Source organism: Vibrio sp. 10N.222.55.B11 (assembly GCF_041473705.1).
Taxonomy (GTDB): domain Bacteria; phylum Pseudomonadota; class Gammaproteobacteria; order Enterobacterales; family Vibrionaceae; genus Vibrio; species Vibrio crassostreae_C.
Window position 1 is genome coordinate 1 of sequence record NZ_JBFRST010000089.1, and the last position, 14,873, is coordinate 14,873.

Annotated in this window: 28 protein-coding genes and 1 tRNA gene; 25 read left to right on the forward strand and 4 right to left on the reverse strand. The window is 46.2% G+C overall.

From position 1 onward, the window contains the following. Nucleotides 1-468: 468 nt before the first annotated feature. From AB4503_RS23770 to AB4503_RS23780, 3 genes are all read left to right on the forward strand, one after another. Nucleotides 469-741, forward strand: a complete 273-nt coding sequence (locus AB4503_RS23770; protein WP_371703059.1) for a hypothetical protein — start codon at nt 469-471, stop codon at nt 739-741. Nucleotides 742-956: 215 nt separating this feature from the next. Continuing rightward, entirely contained in the window at nt 957-1,445 is a 489-nt protein-coding gene (locus tag AB4503_RS23775) for a hypothetical protein (RefSeq protein WP_372115811.1), read from the forward strand. 79 nt (nt 1,446-1,524) lie between these two features. After that, nucleotides 1,525-1,941: a hypothetical protein gene (locus AB4503_RS23780; protein ID WP_372115812.1), complete on the forward strand. Its 417-nt coding sequence runs from the start codon at nt 1,525-1,527 to the stop codon at nt 1,939-1,941. An 88-nt stretch (nt 1,942-2,029) separates the two neighbouring features. On the opposite strand, the gene AB4503_RS23785 is transcribed toward AB4503_RS23780, so the two are convergent. The 3 genes from AB4503_RS23785 to AB4503_RS23795 all read right to left on the reverse strand — a co-directional run bounded on the left by AB4503_RS23785 (nt 2,030) and on the right by AB4503_RS23795 (nt 3,861). Continuing rightward, complete coding sequence (locus AB4503_RS23785) at nt 2,030-2,308, reverse strand: hypothetical protein (protein WP_371703054.1); 279 nt, start codon at nt 2,306-2,308, stop codon at nt 2,030-2,032. A gap of 251 nt (nt 2,309-2,559) precedes the next feature. Then, nucleotides 2,560-3,528: a tyrosine-type recombinase/integrase gene (locus tag AB4503_RS23790; RefSeq protein WP_372115813.1), complete on the reverse strand. Its 969-nt coding sequence runs from the start codon at nt 3,526-3,528 to the stop codon at nt 2,560-2,562. A 36-nt stretch (nt 3,529-3,564) separates the two neighbouring features. Then, complete coding sequence (locus AB4503_RS23795; RefSeq protein WP_017099388.1) at nt 3,565-3,861, reverse strand: helix-turn-helix domain-containing protein; 297 nt, start codon at nt 3,859-3,861, stop codon at nt 3,565-3,567. A gap of 120 nt (nt 3,862-3,981) precedes the next feature. Here AB4503_RS23795 and AB4503_RS23800 point away from each other — a divergent pair, with 120 nt between their 5' ends. The 22 genes from AB4503_RS23800 to AB4503_RS23905 all read left to right on the forward strand — a co-directional run bounded on the left by AB4503_RS23800 (nt 3,982) and on the right by AB4503_RS23905 (nt 14,555). After that, nucleotides 3,982-4,197 carry a hypothetical protein gene (locus AB4503_RS23800; protein ID WP_017084672.1) on the forward strand — a complete coding sequence of 72 codons (216 nt, stop codon included), beginning with the start codon at nt 3,982-3,984 and terminating at the stop codon, nt 4,195-4,197. Continuing rightward, complete coding sequence (locus tag AB4503_RS23805; RefSeq protein WP_017099389.1) at nt 4,194-4,391, forward strand: hypothetical protein; 198 nt, start codon at nt 4,194-4,196, stop codon at nt 4,389-4,391. Before AB4503_RS23800 ends, AB4503_RS23805 begins: the two co-directional genes overlap by 4 nt. A 4-nt stretch (nt 4,392-4,395) precedes the next feature. Further along, nucleotides 4,396-4,665: a hypothetical protein gene (locus AB4503_RS23810; protein WP_017099390.1), complete on the forward strand. Its 270-nt coding sequence runs from the start codon at nt 4,396-4,398 to the stop codon at nt 4,663-4,665. Beyond that, nucleotides 4,662-4,910 (forward strand): hypothetical protein, encoded by a 249-nt coding sequence (locus AB4503_RS23815; RefSeq protein WP_102560964.1) that lies wholly within the window; start codon nt 4,662-4,664, stop codon nt 4,908-4,910. Before AB4503_RS23810 ends, AB4503_RS23815 begins: the two co-directional genes overlap by 4 nt. Before the next feature lie 5 nt (nt 4,911-4,915). After that, on the forward strand, nt 4,916-5,179 hold the full coding sequence (locus tag AB4503_RS23820; RefSeq protein WP_017084668.1) for a hypothetical protein: 264 nt from the start codon (nt 4,916-4,918) through the stop codon (nt 5,177-5,179). A gap of 9 nt (nt 5,180-5,188) precedes the next feature. Then, nucleotides 5,189-7,054, forward strand: a complete 1,866-nt coding sequence (locus AB4503_RS23825; protein ID WP_372115814.1) for a replication endonuclease — start codon at nt 5,189-5,191, stop codon at nt 7,052-7,054. 84 nt (nt 7,055-7,138) lie between these two features. Then, nucleotides 7,139-7,456 (forward strand): hypothetical protein, encoded by a 318-nt coding sequence (locus tag AB4503_RS23830; protein WP_372115815.1) that lies wholly within the window; start codon nt 7,139-7,141, stop codon nt 7,454-7,456. After that, nucleotides 7,449-7,976: a hypothetical protein gene (locus AB4503_RS23835; RefSeq protein WP_368084847.1), complete on the forward strand. Its 528-nt coding sequence runs from the start codon at nt 7,449-7,451 to the stop codon at nt 7,974-7,976. The genes AB4503_RS23830 and AB4503_RS23835 overlap by 8 nt, the downstream gene beginning before the upstream one ends. Then, the gene (locus AB4503_RS23840) at nt 7,960-8,442 is read left to right on the forward strand and encodes a hypothetical protein (protein WP_372093419.1); all 483 of its coding nucleotides are present in this window, start codon (nt 7,960-7,962) and stop codon (nt 8,440-8,442) included. Before AB4503_RS23835 ends, AB4503_RS23840 begins: the two co-directional genes overlap by 17 nt. Continuing rightward, complete coding sequence (locus AB4503_RS23845; protein ID WP_368084970.1) at nt 8,402-9,154, forward strand: hypothetical protein; 753 nt, start codon at nt 8,402-8,404, stop codon at nt 9,152-9,154. The genes AB4503_RS23840 and AB4503_RS23845 overlap by 41 nt, the downstream gene beginning before the upstream one ends. Before the next feature lie 118 nt (nt 9,155-9,272). Further along, nucleotides 9,273-9,455 carry a hypothetical protein gene (locus AB4503_RS23850; protein ID WP_171350282.1) on the forward strand — a complete coding sequence of 61 codons (183 nt, stop codon included), beginning with the start codon at nt 9,273-9,275 and terminating at the stop codon, nt 9,453-9,455. A 56-nt stretch (nt 9,456-9,511) separates the two neighbouring features. After that, entirely contained in the window at nt 9,512-10,417 is a 906-nt protein-coding gene (locus AB4503_RS23855) for a major capsid protein P2 (protein WP_368084849.1), read from the forward strand. A gap of 10 nt (nt 10,418-10,427) precedes the next feature. Continuing rightward, nucleotides 10,428-10,709 (forward strand): hypothetical protein, encoded by a 282-nt coding sequence (locus AB4503_RS23860; protein ID WP_368084850.1) that lies wholly within the window; start codon nt 10,428-10,430, stop codon nt 10,707-10,709. Nucleotides 10,710-10,899: 190 nt separating this feature from the next. Further along, entirely contained in the window at nt 10,900-11,094 is a 195-nt protein-coding gene (locus AB4503_RS23865) for a hypothetical protein (RefSeq protein ID WP_368084851.1), read from the forward strand. Beyond that, nucleotides 11,079-11,471 carry a hypothetical protein gene (locus AB4503_RS23870; protein WP_372093414.1) on the forward strand — a complete coding sequence of 131 codons (393 nt, stop codon included), beginning with the start codon at nt 11,079-11,081 and terminating at the stop codon, nt 11,469-11,471. The genes AB4503_RS23865 and AB4503_RS23870 overlap by 16 nt, the downstream gene beginning before the upstream one ends. Beyond that, complete coding sequence (locus tag AB4503_RS23875) at nt 11,468-12,034, forward strand: hypothetical protein (RefSeq protein ID WP_368084853.1); 567 nt, start codon at nt 11,468-11,470, stop codon at nt 12,032-12,034. The genes AB4503_RS23870 and AB4503_RS23875 overlap by 4 nt, the downstream gene beginning before the upstream one ends. 3 nt (nt 12,035-12,037) lie before the next feature. Next, nucleotides 12,038-12,739 (forward strand): hypothetical protein, encoded by a 702-nt coding sequence (locus AB4503_RS23880; protein ID WP_372093411.1) that lies wholly within the window; start codon nt 12,038-12,040, stop codon nt 12,737-12,739. Further along, complete coding sequence (locus AB4503_RS23885; protein ID WP_372115816.1) at nt 12,736-13,284, forward strand: hypothetical protein; 549 nt, start codon at nt 12,736-12,738, stop codon at nt 13,282-13,284. The genes AB4503_RS23880 and AB4503_RS23885 overlap by 4 nt, the downstream gene beginning before the upstream one ends. After that, nucleotides 13,281-13,616: a hypothetical protein gene (locus AB4503_RS23890; protein ID WP_368084856.1), complete on the forward strand. Its 336-nt coding sequence runs from the start codon at nt 13,281-13,283 to the stop codon at nt 13,614-13,616. Before AB4503_RS23885 ends, AB4503_RS23890 begins: the two co-directional genes overlap by 4 nt. Nucleotides 13,617-13,752: 136 nt before the next feature. Next, a complete protein-coding gene (locus AB4503_RS23895) occupies nt 13,753-14,124 on the forward strand; it encodes a structural protein P5 (RefSeq protein WP_371692729.1) in 372 nt (123 codons plus the stop codon). A gap of 42 nt (nt 14,125-14,166) precedes the next feature. Beyond that, nucleotides 14,167-14,352, forward strand: coding sequence for a hypothetical protein (locus AB4503_RS23900; RefSeq protein ID WP_368084858.1), 186 nt, complete (start codon nt 14,167-14,169; stop codon nt 14,350-14,352). After that, nucleotides 14,352-14,555 carry a hypothetical protein gene (locus AB4503_RS23905; RefSeq protein ID WP_368084859.1) on the forward strand — a complete coding sequence of 68 codons (204 nt, stop codon included), beginning with the start codon at nt 14,352-14,354 and terminating at the stop codon, nt 14,553-14,555. The genes AB4503_RS23900 and AB4503_RS23905 overlap by 1 nt, the downstream gene beginning before the upstream one ends. A 184-nt stretch (nt 14,556-14,739) precedes the next feature. On the opposite strand, the gene AB4503_RS23910 is transcribed toward AB4503_RS23905, so the two are convergent. After that, a tRNA-Trp gene (locus tag AB4503_RS23910) sits at nt 14,740-14,816 on the reverse strand. Between the last annotated feature and the right edge of the window lie 57 nt (nt 14,817-14,873).

Genomic DNA, 14,873 nt, shown 5'->3' on the forward strand with positions numbered 1-14,873 from the left:
TTTACTTTAATTGGTATTAGATTCAGAAAGCAAAAAGGCTCTAGCATTTCTGCTAGAGCCTTAAATATGGCAGGGGTGGAGAGATTCGAACTCCCAACACGCGGATTTGGAATTCTACAAAACCAAATTTAAAACAGATAATTAGATGTAACACAAAACAGAAGTGCGAGTATTTCTGTCTATTTCTGTGTTTTATTTGACTAAAATTTTAGCTCATCACTCCACTTCGTCAATAAAAAGTAGATAATTAAGTTTGCCCAAAAGTGGTTTAGGATAATTCTTTGAATATGAGTTGGTTTCGTCCGAAATAGCGAGTGTATAAATTTAGGTTGCCTACAATAATCCAAGCTACAAAACCTCCATCTAAGCCATTGATTTAAATTTAAATCCAATCGTAAATACGGCATCATAGAAGCAGAAAAGACAATTTTTAATCCTCTAGTTAGCGTTAGGAGCATTAGGTCAAGTATGAGAAGAAGATATACCGATTTAAGTAATCTTTGTTGCCATAAGGAACTTGCGGTCTCTGCAATTATGGAACATTTAAAAAATAACGAACCAAGTTCCTATTATCTGAATGCAGATTTTAAAGAAGGTTGGATAGTAGATGTAGATGATGGAAGTTACTCAGTGAGTATGTCATTTTCTGTATATGATTACAGTGCTAATTCAAATGCAGATATTCATCTTCAAGTGTTTGTTTCAATAGATGATGTAGTGGGACCAATAACTAGAAAATAACTTATGTTGTAAGAATATTTCTAACATACAAAGCGTTCAAAAGGGATTCAGGCCGCGTGACATTTTTGGTATGCGGTTAGTTTTTGTGGTGAAAATGGTCTAAGGAAAGTTGGTCTAGACAGCATTACACCCTTAACTATGCGTTATAACACCTTGAAATATAAGATTATAGCCTCCACTTACATACAAACCCCCTTATCAGCCCGAGTACTAAAATGAGTGACAATTCCCCTAAAAAGACTTCCTTGAAGCCACCAAAAGAACTAGCTGACGAACTTTATAAATATGCAAAACCTAAAGTAGAAGTCGTGCGTGTTTTACTTCAGTTTTCTGTTGGTTTGTTCATCTTCTACACTGTGTTTCTAAAGGTTTTTCAGTTTGCAGATATTCAATTTGAATCCTTATTTTTAGCTGAAAAATTGTACAACAAGGCTTTCCTATCAATCATTGGTGGTTCATTACTTGTTTCTTCAGCGATTGAGTTAGGTTATATGCTGTTTACCCCAGGACCAGATGAAGCGATTGATCCATTGATATTGTCCATTACAGCATCAGCACTAATAGCACTATCAGAAGTGGAAGCTACGCTCTTCGGTAGTCCATACCTCATGGATGCCGCGATAATTGCACTCTTCTCCCTAAGCTTGACGTTACTGTTCTATTTGAGATGGAAATGCTCACAATGGTTTAAAGATATGAGCTAACGGTGCTTAAACAATTTGATATGGTTTTCAGTAGCTTTTCGTTACTCACCTTAACAGGGAGCTCGGCTCCGGAGGTAATTTGGAAGAAGTAAAACTTGAAGAATGGCCATCTTTCTACTTGAATAAAAACTGGATCAAAAATTTAATGCAACGAGAAGTATCATTGGGAATTTCAATTACAGTTATGTACTACTCATACTTCTACGCTTGTAGGTTTGATAATATTGCACTTTTTTCAGGATCAGGCTCTGTTGTGTCAATCATTGGGTTATTATTGACACTAAAGCACAACTTTATTAACAACGCATCAAATCCTGATGCAGCTTTTCATAAATATCACAATAAGATGGGCACTTTTAACTCACTTGGTCAAATGGAAGATGCTAGTAAAGTTAACCCCGTTATCCAAGCAATTAAAGATGAATATGTAGGCGTAATACTCTTAGTCTTAGGAGGGTTGGTTAGCGGTTACGGAGGGTTAGTTAAATTGGTTTAAGTAATGAACATACAAGCGTTTAAGAGTGATTTACACCTTAATTGGCCATTTGTGCCAAATTATCATGATAATTTGGCACAGTATTAGTTTACTTGACTGAGACTAGATCGTTTTCCCATGCTTTGAAAATAGAGTCCTCTGACTTGTTATTGCATGAGTAGCAAATGGGCAGGATGTACTCCTTACTTCCTGCACCAGATTTGATTACATGTCCACCTACATCAGGATCGCCTGAGCAAGATAAAACTTCGCATGTAGTTGCTTTTTTTCTCTTTTTACTTTCCCAGAAATTCAACCAACTTTTATAGCCAGCAGGCGGATTTTTGTCCGCTGTACCGTTTTTATTTTTTATGTCGATAAAGCTCATACTCACCTCTTAATTATGTGTTTTAACGCATATTATTATTTTTTTGCTTTTATGTTGTGATAAAAGTCATAAATATAATTATAAACAATAACTTATAACAAAGAATTAGAAAGTAATTCACAACTCTCGGCATTTCGGTTTAAATTGGCTTTAGTGTTTACGGCACAACGGTTAGGTCAAATGGTAGCGTAGCTTAACTTAACAGGACTATCTGGATTCCCCAAACAGACACCTAATTATCAGCCTAAAATTTAAGAACCCATCGTGTTTTGATGCTGATTCAAAGGATTAAGCATCAAAGTTTCTTCTAGGTGCTCTGGGGCTAAGTGCGCATAACGCATGGTCGTTGTTATTTCGCTATGACCCAACACATCTCTTAACTTCACAATATTACCGCCATTCATCACATAATGACTCGCAAAGGTATGACGCAGAACGTGAGTCATTTGTCCTTTAGGTAAGTCAATTTTTGCCTCTGCAACCGCCTTTCGAAAAGTCGATAAGCTGTTTAAAAACATCCTACCTTCACTGAGAGGCTCAAGAGTGGTGAGTTCATCATAAAGCGTTTGATTAATCGGCACGGTACGATTCTTGGATGATTTGGTATTCAAAAACGTGATCTGGTTATTTTTAATTTGCGAGGGCTTTAGACTTTCCGCCTCCCCCCACCGAGCACCCGTGGCTAAACAAATCTTCACGATAAAGCTCAAAGACTGGTTACTGAACGTTTGACAGGATTCCAATAGCCTTGCGATCTCATCATGAGCCAAATACCTCAACTCTTTTTCACGCTCTTTGAACTGACGAATTTTAATCAACGGGTTCTCAAACTCAATCACCCCTAACCTCTCCAATTCGTTAAACATCGCCCTAAGATAGGCATGCTCTCGGTTTATGGTGGTCGTCGTCACTTCGATACTGCGTTGCTCTCGGTAATGCGCAAAATCTTTACTGGTGAAATCGCTCGCAATTGGGTTACCCAAACGTTCTGATATTCGATAAAGACTCTTTCTCAACCGAATATGATCACGTAGCGTTTTACCATGCATTCGATACCAAAGCGTGATCAATTCATCCAGCGTTCGAAAGTCTTTCCCTGCACATTCCCGCTCAAGTTTTAAGGCCAACCGCTTATCAAGTTGCATGGCCTTTCGCTCACTATCAAACACCTGATTAGGGGCCAGACTTGAATAATAATTCGCATTCTTCTTTAAAATCATTCTTCCCCCATCGATAGTATTTAAGCAAGCAAACCGTTAGGCAAGTTTCTTGTTGTTGGTTGTTTTTTCGACAATTCCGAGCTCTGATAGTATAGAGAAGTCGGGACTAATCTGGCCCGACTCAGGAAGTACTTCATCGGTCACCAACCAATATGCATACTTTTTGAAGCGCTCATGCTTTGTGATCTTCATCAAAAAATCACCTTTTGGAATTCTTCTTTCTTGTTCATAGTCTCTTTGTGCACCTATCGATATATCAATAAGTTGCGACATTTCTTCCTGACTTAATTTTTCTGAAATTCGAATTGCTTTGATTTTTTTTCCCAATTCCACTCTTGACCTCACTACGGCTATTGCCGTACATTTAAACCACGGCAAACGCCGTAGTTTAGAATTAGCTTCATCATATTTCCGTGTATTTCACGAAAATCATTAAACCTACGAGGATATCACATGCCAATGCTGCCCGCGTTATTCATGTCTGTGCCTTTATTTGCACGTTCTCACGGAATGAGTGAAAGACAGGTACTCGATCGTCTCGATAACGCCGATTTACCCGAAGTGGAAAAAGAGCTTGATGCAGGGAAGCGGTATGTCGACCTCGTCGAACTCGCGGCTCGTATGGAAGCGGGACAGTTCAAACTGTCGATATTGAGGAAGAAGTCATGATCCCTCTTGTTCAAATCTTCTCAAACAAAAGATGCCTACCGGTGGAAGTGGTGCCAGCCAATGAGCACTCCTCGAATTTCTCTCACGCCGTGTCAGAAATGGAAGACCGAGCCGGTCACCCTGCGTCTTTCATGGCCACCAATCTTGCCATCATCCCGCTTGAAGGTGATTTGCGCCTAGTCGTACAAGGATAAGCTCATGACTCACGCCGACGTCACTCAACACCTCTACCGTTTTTGGGTGGAAGCGTATCACCAAGATATGCACTGCCTAAAAGAAAGCGCCCCATCAAGCTTAGTGACTCAAGCACAATCTGAGCTCATTCATGAATCGATTCTTGAGCGTTTACATGAAGTTCGCGTCTACGCCGAAACCAGCGGCGAACACCGCTTAGCCCAATCCATTGATGACGCTTGCACAAAGATGTACTTGTTCAACGAAGCACCCAGCAAGGAGTTAGCCCAATGAAAGTCCAAACCGAAAACAACCTTGTCTATGACAACAATCACCCAAAATGCCAGATCCACTTTGCCCGAACCCACGGGCGCGGATTTGCGTTCATTCAATGCCTCGATACCGGCTTAGACGGCAAAGCGGAAAGGGTAAAGCGTTATTGGGGATTCTATGCCGATTCTCTGAATGAAAAAGAGAATGAAGATGATATTTATCGCATCATGAATTCAGGCAGTCCGTGGCCTGACTTACCAAAGTAATGCTCATGGGAAATGTGTCTTACCAAGAGGCCGTGTCCAGTGTTGACTTACCTATCACTGACCCTATCCACAAGCCCTGCCCCGACATGGAAGGGCTCAAAGACTTTGACCCAGAAAAAACCGAGAGAGCGCGTTTCTTAATATCGAAGCTAAGAGAAAAGCATGGCATTAAAAAGCGCGTTAAACCGACACCTAAACCCTTGAATTACACCTGCACCGAACGAGGTTGTATCGAGCCTTGGGGAACAGTAAGTAAAGGAAAAACTTAAGGTTGGACTATGAGTACCTACAATCGATTCCATCAACCCAACATCACTCTGTCGTTAAGTCAGTATGTCTCCAATCTCACGGCGCACCTGCCGGTGATGATGCGTCAAGATCTGGAACTTAAATTAGGTCTACGTAAAAAACGCGGCAATCCGACCGACCGTAATCTCACCTTATTCATCACCGAACGCGTCAGCTTTGTGGATAAGGTCGCCCACCACTTTACCCAAAAATTTCCGTTTGGCTTCGTCAGCCATGAGCCCAAACCGCTCGAACTGACGCACGACATCTTGATGAGCGATGATGCGCTTAAAAATTTCGCCATTCAACTCACCGTGGCCTTTGTCGATATCATCAATGATATTGCTGTGACCGACACCGAAGCGCGTATTGATGGCATTCCTGAGAGCCCCACCGATTACTATCACGCCCTGCATTATGCCTTTGAACAAATCCGAGACTTGATACTCAAGGTCTTCATCGAGCCTCCGAGTGCCGACACGCGTGATATCGGTCAAACCCTCACGGTTCGTGACGCTGAGATCTTATTAGAGTGCGCGATTCGTCGTTGTATAGACCCTAAAAACTTAGTGCGTAAATTCAAACGCCTTCGCAAGCGCTACATTGAACATGCTCAAGTCACCCTTGGCAATGTCGGGGAACAACCCAGCCAACATTGCAATGTGTCGCGCCTGACTCTCTCCAACTTCAAGCAGCAATTACGCGAGTCCGAAGCCTTCATGAAAAGCATGGTGGTCATCAACCACGACACCCTGCAAGAATTCAATCTCGATGAGGTGGCCTCTCGTACGACCGCCAATCCAGATAATCGGTACATTGAATTGGTGGTTCGCAGTCGCGGGGATGAAGAGCGTGCGATCGATATGGGATTCGAAGGGGTCTTCATCACATGGACACTCCCGTCTAAATATCACCGCAATTCGTCTAAGTGGAACGGCTGCACCGTCAAAGAAGCGCATCAAAACCTGATGGAGCAATGGAGACTGGCCCGCGCCCACTTCGCCAAACAAGACATTCCTTGGTTTGGCCTACGGGTGGCCGAGCCCCACAAAGACGGAACACCTCATCTTCATGCCTTTGTTTATTGCCCTGCAGAATACAAAGCCGACCTCATGCGCATTTGTGCAAATATCGCCCGAAGTGAAGATGCCGACGAGCTCTACAACAAAAAGAAACGCAAAGCCCGTTTTCACGCGAAACCTTGCAATCCTAAAAAAGGTAGCGCTACTGGCTACATCATCAAATACATCTCTAAGAACATCAACGGGGCACACCTCCCAGAGGGTAACGCGGCCAGTAAGGCTCTTTCTGTCCGCGCTTGGGCTAGTGCGTGGGGCATCAAACAGTTCTCTCAATCGGGCTCCCCAGCGGTGGGTCTATGGCGACAACTCAGACGCGCGAACAAAGCCGATGTGGCGATTGATGAAGCGTTAATCGACTTACATGAGCATGCGGATAAATCACGATGGAAAGAATTTACTCAGCACATTGGGGATTTACGCCTCGCTCATGAAACGCAGATTAACCAGTACGGCGAAACCACCAAACGGGTGATCGGGTTGGAATGGTTAGGTCACGTGATCGAGACCTGCCGCGATCACTTTTCGGTGGTGGCGAAGTGCGATGTGGACGCGTGGAAAAAAGCGCGGAGCGCTGTCCCTTGGAGCACTGAAAATAAGTGTAACCCACCCCCGAAAATCGACATTTCCCCGCTCGAAAAAGCCTTGATGGACGTAACCGGATGGAGCGTGAAAGGGGTTCAATGCCTCCTAAAACCACTCAAAATGGGTTCTAAAATTCCTATAGACAAAAATACCACCCTCAGCTTGCGAAATAACCAGCTGTGCGTGACCTAAATCGATTTTATTCATCGATACTTTAAATTTTGATGAAAAAAGCGATAATTAAAACTTCTAACGTCGTGAGACAGGGGAACCTCCATGAAATCATTCAACGCCGAGCATTGCCAACGTGACCTCTCCGCTTTAGCGGCGGCTGACAAGCTAGAGCACGCCATTTTCGAGCAAGTGAATAACCTAAAAGGACCGCCGACGGCGCTCATCAAAAAAGCCAGCACCATGATCTTAAGTGGGAAGTTATCGCTCTCTGAATTTGGTCTCTCCGAGCAGTTCTTCGAGCAGTTGGAGATGCTGGTCAAACTCAACAGTGAAGCCAGACAAAAGTACCGCGCCATTGTGGAGCAGAACTTAACCGAGCTGACCGCTTTGGAAAACACGGAGGAAAGTCACGATGAGTAAAGTTCATACGAACCCCGTCCGTGGCCATGTATCTTGTCCTGTTTGTCAAACCACCGCCACGGTGCATCAAGTGGGAGAAGGTCGTTTAATGGCAGGCGGTGAGCCCCCGAAGAACAGCCGTAATTTAGGGTTACTGTACTACCGTTGTCCTGACTGTGGGAACAGTTCAGTGAGTAAGCGAGTGGATGCCTACATTCGAGAAGCGCAAACAAACGCTCAAACCCCATCCGATAAGGTTACTCAGCCTGAGCCAGTAACCAGTGAGGTAACCGACCTCAAGGAAAACACCGAGTTATTCAATAAGGAGAGTCACGCTTCCTCTAACGCTCAAACCCCGTCAGATAAGGTTACTCAGCCAGAGCCCGTAACCGGCCAAGTAACCGAACCGGTAACCGGCGATAACCCGTTATTCTCAACTTGGAGCAAAGTCCTTTTAGGCGCTCTCGGGATCGCCTTGTTCGTCTGGTGGGCTTACCAAAAATTGATGGCAGAGGAGAGGCAAGATGAACGAATCGCCTGAGCTCTTTTCACCGGCAGAGGACGATTGGGGAGATTTTGAGTCCGTCATTGCCAGTTTAGAAGAGCATGAGAGCCAAGCCGATACCCCAGAGGCGCCCCCAATCAACGAAGAGGGGGCTAATGAAGCCATGGAGGGGATATTAACGCTCTTGTTTGCATTAACCGAAAAAGCCACGGCTCTTGTCACCGGTTTACCGTTTCACTTTGACGAGGAGGCCAAGCAAGAAGTGGTGACGGCGGCCATTCCTGTGTTGGGAAAACACGACAGTCCCGTCATGAGCTGGTTAGGTCAATACAGTGAAGAGTGCTTATTGATTTTTGCCCTACTTGGCCTGTTATACAGTGCTCGCGTTAATCTCCAAACGTTGCAAGCCGAGAAGCGGGCTGAGACTCAAAAGGAGGCGACACGTGACTCTGACACCACTGATGAATCAGCTCAGACCCCTTCACGCCAATCCGAGCTTTGATGCCGAGCACGTAGTGTATGTGGCGGGCACGGGTGGCGGCAAAACCTCTGCTGTTCGCTATTTAGGGCTTGTACCGAAACAGTCTCAAGCCGTGTTCTTTGATCCGTACACCAACTATGCCGGTCAATCATTTCAAGGACAGCGGTGTCACGGCAACTCCTCTCGGGCCGCCTTTGTCAAAAACCTGCTGCAAGCCAGGCGTAAAGGTCAGCCTTTTAAGTTGGCCTACATTCCACCCCAAGGCGCCTGCCTAGATGAGTTGACGTTCTTCAGTACCATCATTTGGGGGATGGGCAGTGGCCGAGCCCCCAAGCTGCATGTGGTGATAGAAGAGCTTGCCAGTTGTACTCAAAGCAGTGGCAAGCTGCAAGGGAAGCCGGGGGAGTTATTACGAGGAGGTCGCCAATACGGTTTGGTGGTGCACACTATCTTCCAGCGAGGGCAAGAAGTCCCCAAAACTGTCACGGAACAATCTTCGACGTGGTGGATAGGGGCTGTGAACTCACTCTCGGATGCCCGTTGGCTAGCCAACAAAAAAGGACTAGAAGTGGACCAAATCGCTCAGCTGACCTCAGCCAAAGTGAACAGAGAGCTGATAGGGAAGCCCATCGCCGACTATTTGTTGGTGAGTGATGGTATCGGCAATGTCAAAAAAGGGGCTTTGAACTGCAAAAGCGGGGCGCTATTAACCCCTCATTACCGCCGAAAATAGTCGGATTTAAACCTATAGGTTACCCGTTTAACCTATAGGTTACTTCTTGTTGCCTTCTCCCTACCCCACTCTCTATGGTCTACCTATCACCAATGAGCCCAACCAAAGGGAGGGCTTTATGTTTGCAACCGTTGCATTCAGTACATTCATCAGCAAAGGGTTTGAAAGTATGTTTGGGATTACTAAAGCACAGTGGAAAGTCGTCGCCGTGGCCACCGTGGTCATTCTTGGCGTGATGTATATGCTGACCAATGTTGAGGCGCTTGAAGAGGTGGGTGAGAAGGTAGGACTAAACACCTAAACCGCCCCGGCTCTGACCCGTCTTTTTGAAATTACGTCATCAAAGGAATCATGACCATGGCTAAATCCAATCAAGCCGTTAACGTTTCAGCCGCTACTCAAGTGGCTGCGATGAAAGGCCCGTTTAACGTTCGACCTATTGAACTCGATCCGTTTCGTGCTGGAAGCCCGTATGGCAAACACGCCATTTTGGATTTAAAGGGGCTGTACACTTACGCTTCTATTGAAATCATTACTGATCTGCCTGTTGAGCGCCTAGGTCGAATTTCATTTGAACGCAATAACAAAGAAATCATCGGTATCGATGCGGGCTACTTCCATAAACGCGATCGATTCTTGAAGTTCCCCGTGCAAAATAAAGGGGTTTCACGCGCCTCTTTAACGCGTTTAATCATTCCATTTGCCAGCGAAGAGCTTCGCACCTTACAAGGGATACGCCGTGGTGAATACGTACACCAGGTGGGAGAAACCCTCATCCTAAAAATTCAGGTAAAGGCCAAAGAAACCGCCGACCCTGATTTTCCCCAATTCAAAGCCAACGCTCGTATCGTGGATTATCAACCGGTGCGCTTTTTCCAGCAGCGTTATACCGAAACGTCCATTAACCACACCGTCGTGGGTGAGCAAAAACACGATTTCCCACTGGTGGGAGCAAATGTTCGTTTACGCTCTATGCTCCTCGATACCGAGAATAACGACATCACTAAGGTGTCAGTGAAACGGGATAACGAAATCATTTGGGAATCCTCAGTCGAAGACATCAAATACAACCAGAAACGTTATGGTGAGCGCCAACCTCCAGGTCAAGGTGTCTTTATTGATTTCACGTTGGAAGGGTTTGCTAACGAGCAAGCGTTCATCCCCTTTGCTCAGGCCAGTTTAAAGCTGGTTCTGGATAAACGCACGACCGGTGTGGTGGACATCAAACACGATTTTATTGATGTCGAGCAATTGCCGGCATAAGTGAGGCAGTATGGCAAAGGAAAGTACCTGGTGGGATGGCTTTACAGACGGTCTAGGCGAGTTATCCGATGGTGTCTCTGGCTATTTTAACGCGCAAGCGGAGTCAGAGAAAGCCAAAGCCGAACAAGCCAGAACCCGACGAGCGGTATCAGAGAACGCGACCCTCACTGAGCAGACGCGTATCGCCAATCTTCATCAGAGCCAACAGTCTGCACAACAACAAACCCTAATGAAGATGGGCGGCGGCGCCTTAATCCTAGTGCTTCTCCTCCTTCTTATCTTTAAGAAATAAGGGATCACGATGCCATTTTTACTCACAGCGTTATTAAGTGGGGTGGGGCTTGGATGGTGGGGAACCACAAAAACAGTGGAAGCCACCACGGGAGCAAAAGGACTGCCATGGCTTGTTATCTTCATCATGATAGCTCTCTATGCCTGGCATAGAGGGTGGATTAAGTAACTCAGGAAAGAGGGAATGAAGGATGTTGTCGAGTCTGACGGGAGGAGGAAGCATCAGTGGAGGCACTTCCAGTGCCGAAAACGGTGACTTTACGGGGGGTGGTCAAGGTGGACGCGTCACCTTTAACAATCAACAAGGCAGCAGTGGGAGTAACAAAACGATGTATGCCCTACTGGCTGCTATTGTCCTTGTGGCCGCGCTATGGCTAAGAAAGTAGCGCCCGCTCTCTTAGCGTGGACGCCAGAGCACCGAGCGCGCTTTCAGGCGGCAGGCTTTACCCCATCCATCGTTGAAGAGTTAACTCAGTTGGGGGAACTCTACGCCATCGAAGACTTACTGATTGTGGCTCGACTTGAGCCCTTGAAAGACGGGTTTGAAGTGGTGTGGATGGCCTCTTTAGGTAAAGGACTCACCAAGCACGTCAACACCTTTCTTGAGGGAGCCAAACGTCGCGGTGCCAGTGCCATTCGCTTTCACCTCGATGAGAATGAAAAAGCCCTAGTACGCCTACTTCGCCCTTTACACCTTCAACCGGTCAATGAAGAGGAATTTCAAGGACTAGTGTATCGCGTGAGTCTTGAGGAAGTCGCATGAGTCGTTCAAAAAGTTCGCAACGCAGCAGCGTAACTAATACCAATATCAACAATGTCTTAGATGGCGGCGCCATCAAAGGGGCGTTTGATTTTGCGGGCGGCCTCGCCGATGAAGCGTTTGATAGCGTCAATAAAGCGGCCGCTACCTCGATGAGAACGGCGAATACCGCTCTCGATACCGTGAAAACCATCGGTAAAGAAGCCCTAAGAAGCAATCAAAGTATTACCGGCCGAGCGTTCAAGAGTTTTGATGCGCTGTCCGAAGAAGCATTTAATTTTGCTGGCGATCTCACCGATGAAGCGTTTGATAGTCAGAGAGCTATAACCAGCCAAGCCATGGGGGCTCTCCAAGAGCAAAATAACCGCGCGCTTAATACGTTATCAGGTCTGCAAGGAGAGCAAGCCTCCAATAACTTCCAGTTACTGAAAGGGATTCAGAGTACGGTGAAATCGAATAATACCGATGGCGCCAGTGATGTCTTAGACAATCAAAAGACGCTCATCATCGCAGGGGCCATTCTGATGCTTGCCTTAACTGCCATGATGACGTTCTCGGGGAAGTAAGTCATGTACGTAGAAGGGTACCTAAAAAGCGGCCAAAAACTCACAGCCAGTGCCAGTGGCACCAATGTTTATCTCGCCAGCGGTAAACAAGTCCAGGTTATCTGTAAGCCAAGTGAGCACCTTTACACCTTACGCCGTGGTGACCAAATCAGATTGCCTGAAGGCCTGACCTTCGATGCGGTCGAAGTGACCAATTTAGGCCCAGATGAAGACATCGAATTGGTGTGTATCGATGGTCGTTTTTACCCAACCATTGATGGCTCAAGCATTAAGATGGCGGCTGACTTAACCGTAGAAAACCTCGATGTACGTTTTGATGGGCGTCAGCCCGTCGAACTGCCGCCCTCACAACAAGTCATTGCTACGCTGAAAGATTTTCCAGATGTCCTGTCGGTACAGGTCGAAAACCCCGTTCATTTTCCGGAGGTTCAAAAGGTCAATGTGGTGGCCGAGCGTACGCCAAGCTTGCGCTTTGTGGCCCACGAAACCATGACACAAAGCGGCATTATTACGGGCAATGTCAATCGAAAAGAGCTGATTTTGAAAGCGTCAGACGAAAACACCGACACCATTTGGATGGGAGGTTATGCCGATAAAGGTTATGGCCTTCGTCCAGGAGAAGGCTTTGTGTTGAGCAATGGCGCCTCGGTGGAGGTGCTCATCCCAACGAATTGTAAATTGTTTCTCTCGGAGACGACCGCATGAGCTTCATCATCCCGCCACCATTTCAGATTGAATTTCCAGAGCAATTGGCGCTCTCCGACTCGATTAAGGGGACTCGCTCTGGGGTAGCTGCCAGTGAAAAAGCCGTAGGGCTGGTGCATAAAAAAATCCCTCAAGCCCGTTTAAGTAAGAACCAAACAAGTGCTTATGGCTGGATTACTTATGGTCGTATCGCCCCAAATACAGGGGATATGTTGCACTTCAATCTGGCAACCAATAAGAAATGGGCCATTTTGACGCTACAGATCAAGAGCTCCACAGAATATTCCGAGTCGCATGAAAACATTTTTTCTTTAGGCCTGATGTCACTTAGCCCAAGTCAACTCCAGGCACAGAATGAAAATGAAATTTTCCGTTTATTAATGGATAGCAACGTGACCGAGCTGTACAGCTTTAATTTTGGGGAAGTGACAACACACGAACAGTTCATGACTCTTTTGGTGAGTCCTTCTATGAATCAGCTCACTTTCTTTGAATGCCCTTATGGAATGTCAGTGAAAATTTCACAAGAGATGGTGATCCAATGAACGTACAACTGACGAAAACAGGCGCGATTGTGTCCATCAACGCCCCGCAACCAAGTCCGGATTTGGTGACCATCGAAACAGAGCTGCCCATCGAAGTCTTAAGAGCCCCTGAACATTACCGTTACCAAGAGGGCGAATTTGTGCGCTTTATCGAAAACAATTCGACGAAGCGAGCCAAAGCCTACTTGGCAGCAACGGATTTTTACGTCACACGGAAACTGGAGACAGGGATCGCAATCCCTAGAGAGATTCGGATGAATCGTGATAAATGCCGAGCGCTGTTAGTCACTGTTCTGCCAAGTACCGACTTTTTAACCTCAGAAGAGGAATAGGCCAATGAGCGAACGGAGTTGGATCATCATACTCCTCTCGCTTCTGGCTATAGGAGTGTATATGACTCGTAAAAACGCAAGCCCACTCTTAGGGATGACCGCCCATCTGCCGCGCGGTTTTCGAAATAAGAACCCTTTGAACATTGAATACAACCCAAAGAATAACTGGACCGGACAAACGGGTATCGAGCCTGCCGGGCGCTTTGCGACCTTTGAATCGATGGAGTATGGCGTAAGAGCCGGCGCCAAATTGGTTCGAAATTACATGAGGCGTCATGGGTTGAGGACGGTGTATAGCATCATTAACCGCTGGGCACCCAGTCATGAAAATGACACCAATGCTTACGCCGAGCATGTGGCAAACAAACTGGGTGTCAGTCCCTATGAGCCTATTCAAGAATCCGATATTTCAGAGCTTATCTATCACATGATTAAGCATGAAAATGGTGAGTACCTAGATCGAGACACCGTAGAGCAAGGAGCCAGACTGGCGGGGGTTTTGGTTTAACGGACACAAACACAATTTAACGTCGAGAGACAGGGGAGCCAAATGAAAACACTCTTGAACTACCTCACACAAGCATCGACTTGGGAAGGCATCGCGACCGGAGCGCTTACCGTTGGAGCTGTGGTCGATACCATCGCCACTGGCGGGATAGTGTCCGGCCTTATCGCTGCAGCGGGCGCGGTTGCTTCGACCACATCCATTCTCCGCAATGATCGCAAGGAGAAATAATGGAAGCAGCCATCCTCACTTTGATGCGGGAGCTGGGGTTCACGCCTTCGATGTTGGGTGTGCTGTATTTGTTGTGGCTAAATTTACGTCGCAACAGCTCAAATCTGGAACAAATTAAAAACTTGTTTCATGAGCTAGATAAACGCCTAACGGTATTGGAGTCAAAAAAGAAGGAGCACCAAACATGGCCAAAACCGGATTAAAGAGTAATGGCACCCTAAAAAAGGGGTATCGGTTCGCCAAAGGTGGACGTGTTGTGAAAGCAAAAGGCACTACCAGCAAAAAGCGAGCGCCCCGTCGAAGAAAACGTCGATAAAATAAATCGCAGATAGCAAAAAGGCCACTCATTGAGTGGCCTTTTTTATGCATAAAAATGCACTTTGAAGATGGCAGGGGTGGAGAGATTCGAACTCCCAACACGCGGATTTGGAATCCGCTGCTCTGCCAATTGGAGCTACACCCCTAAAACTTTCATTACTTCCAGATTCGAAAAAACCTCGTACTAGGCGAGGTTATCGAAT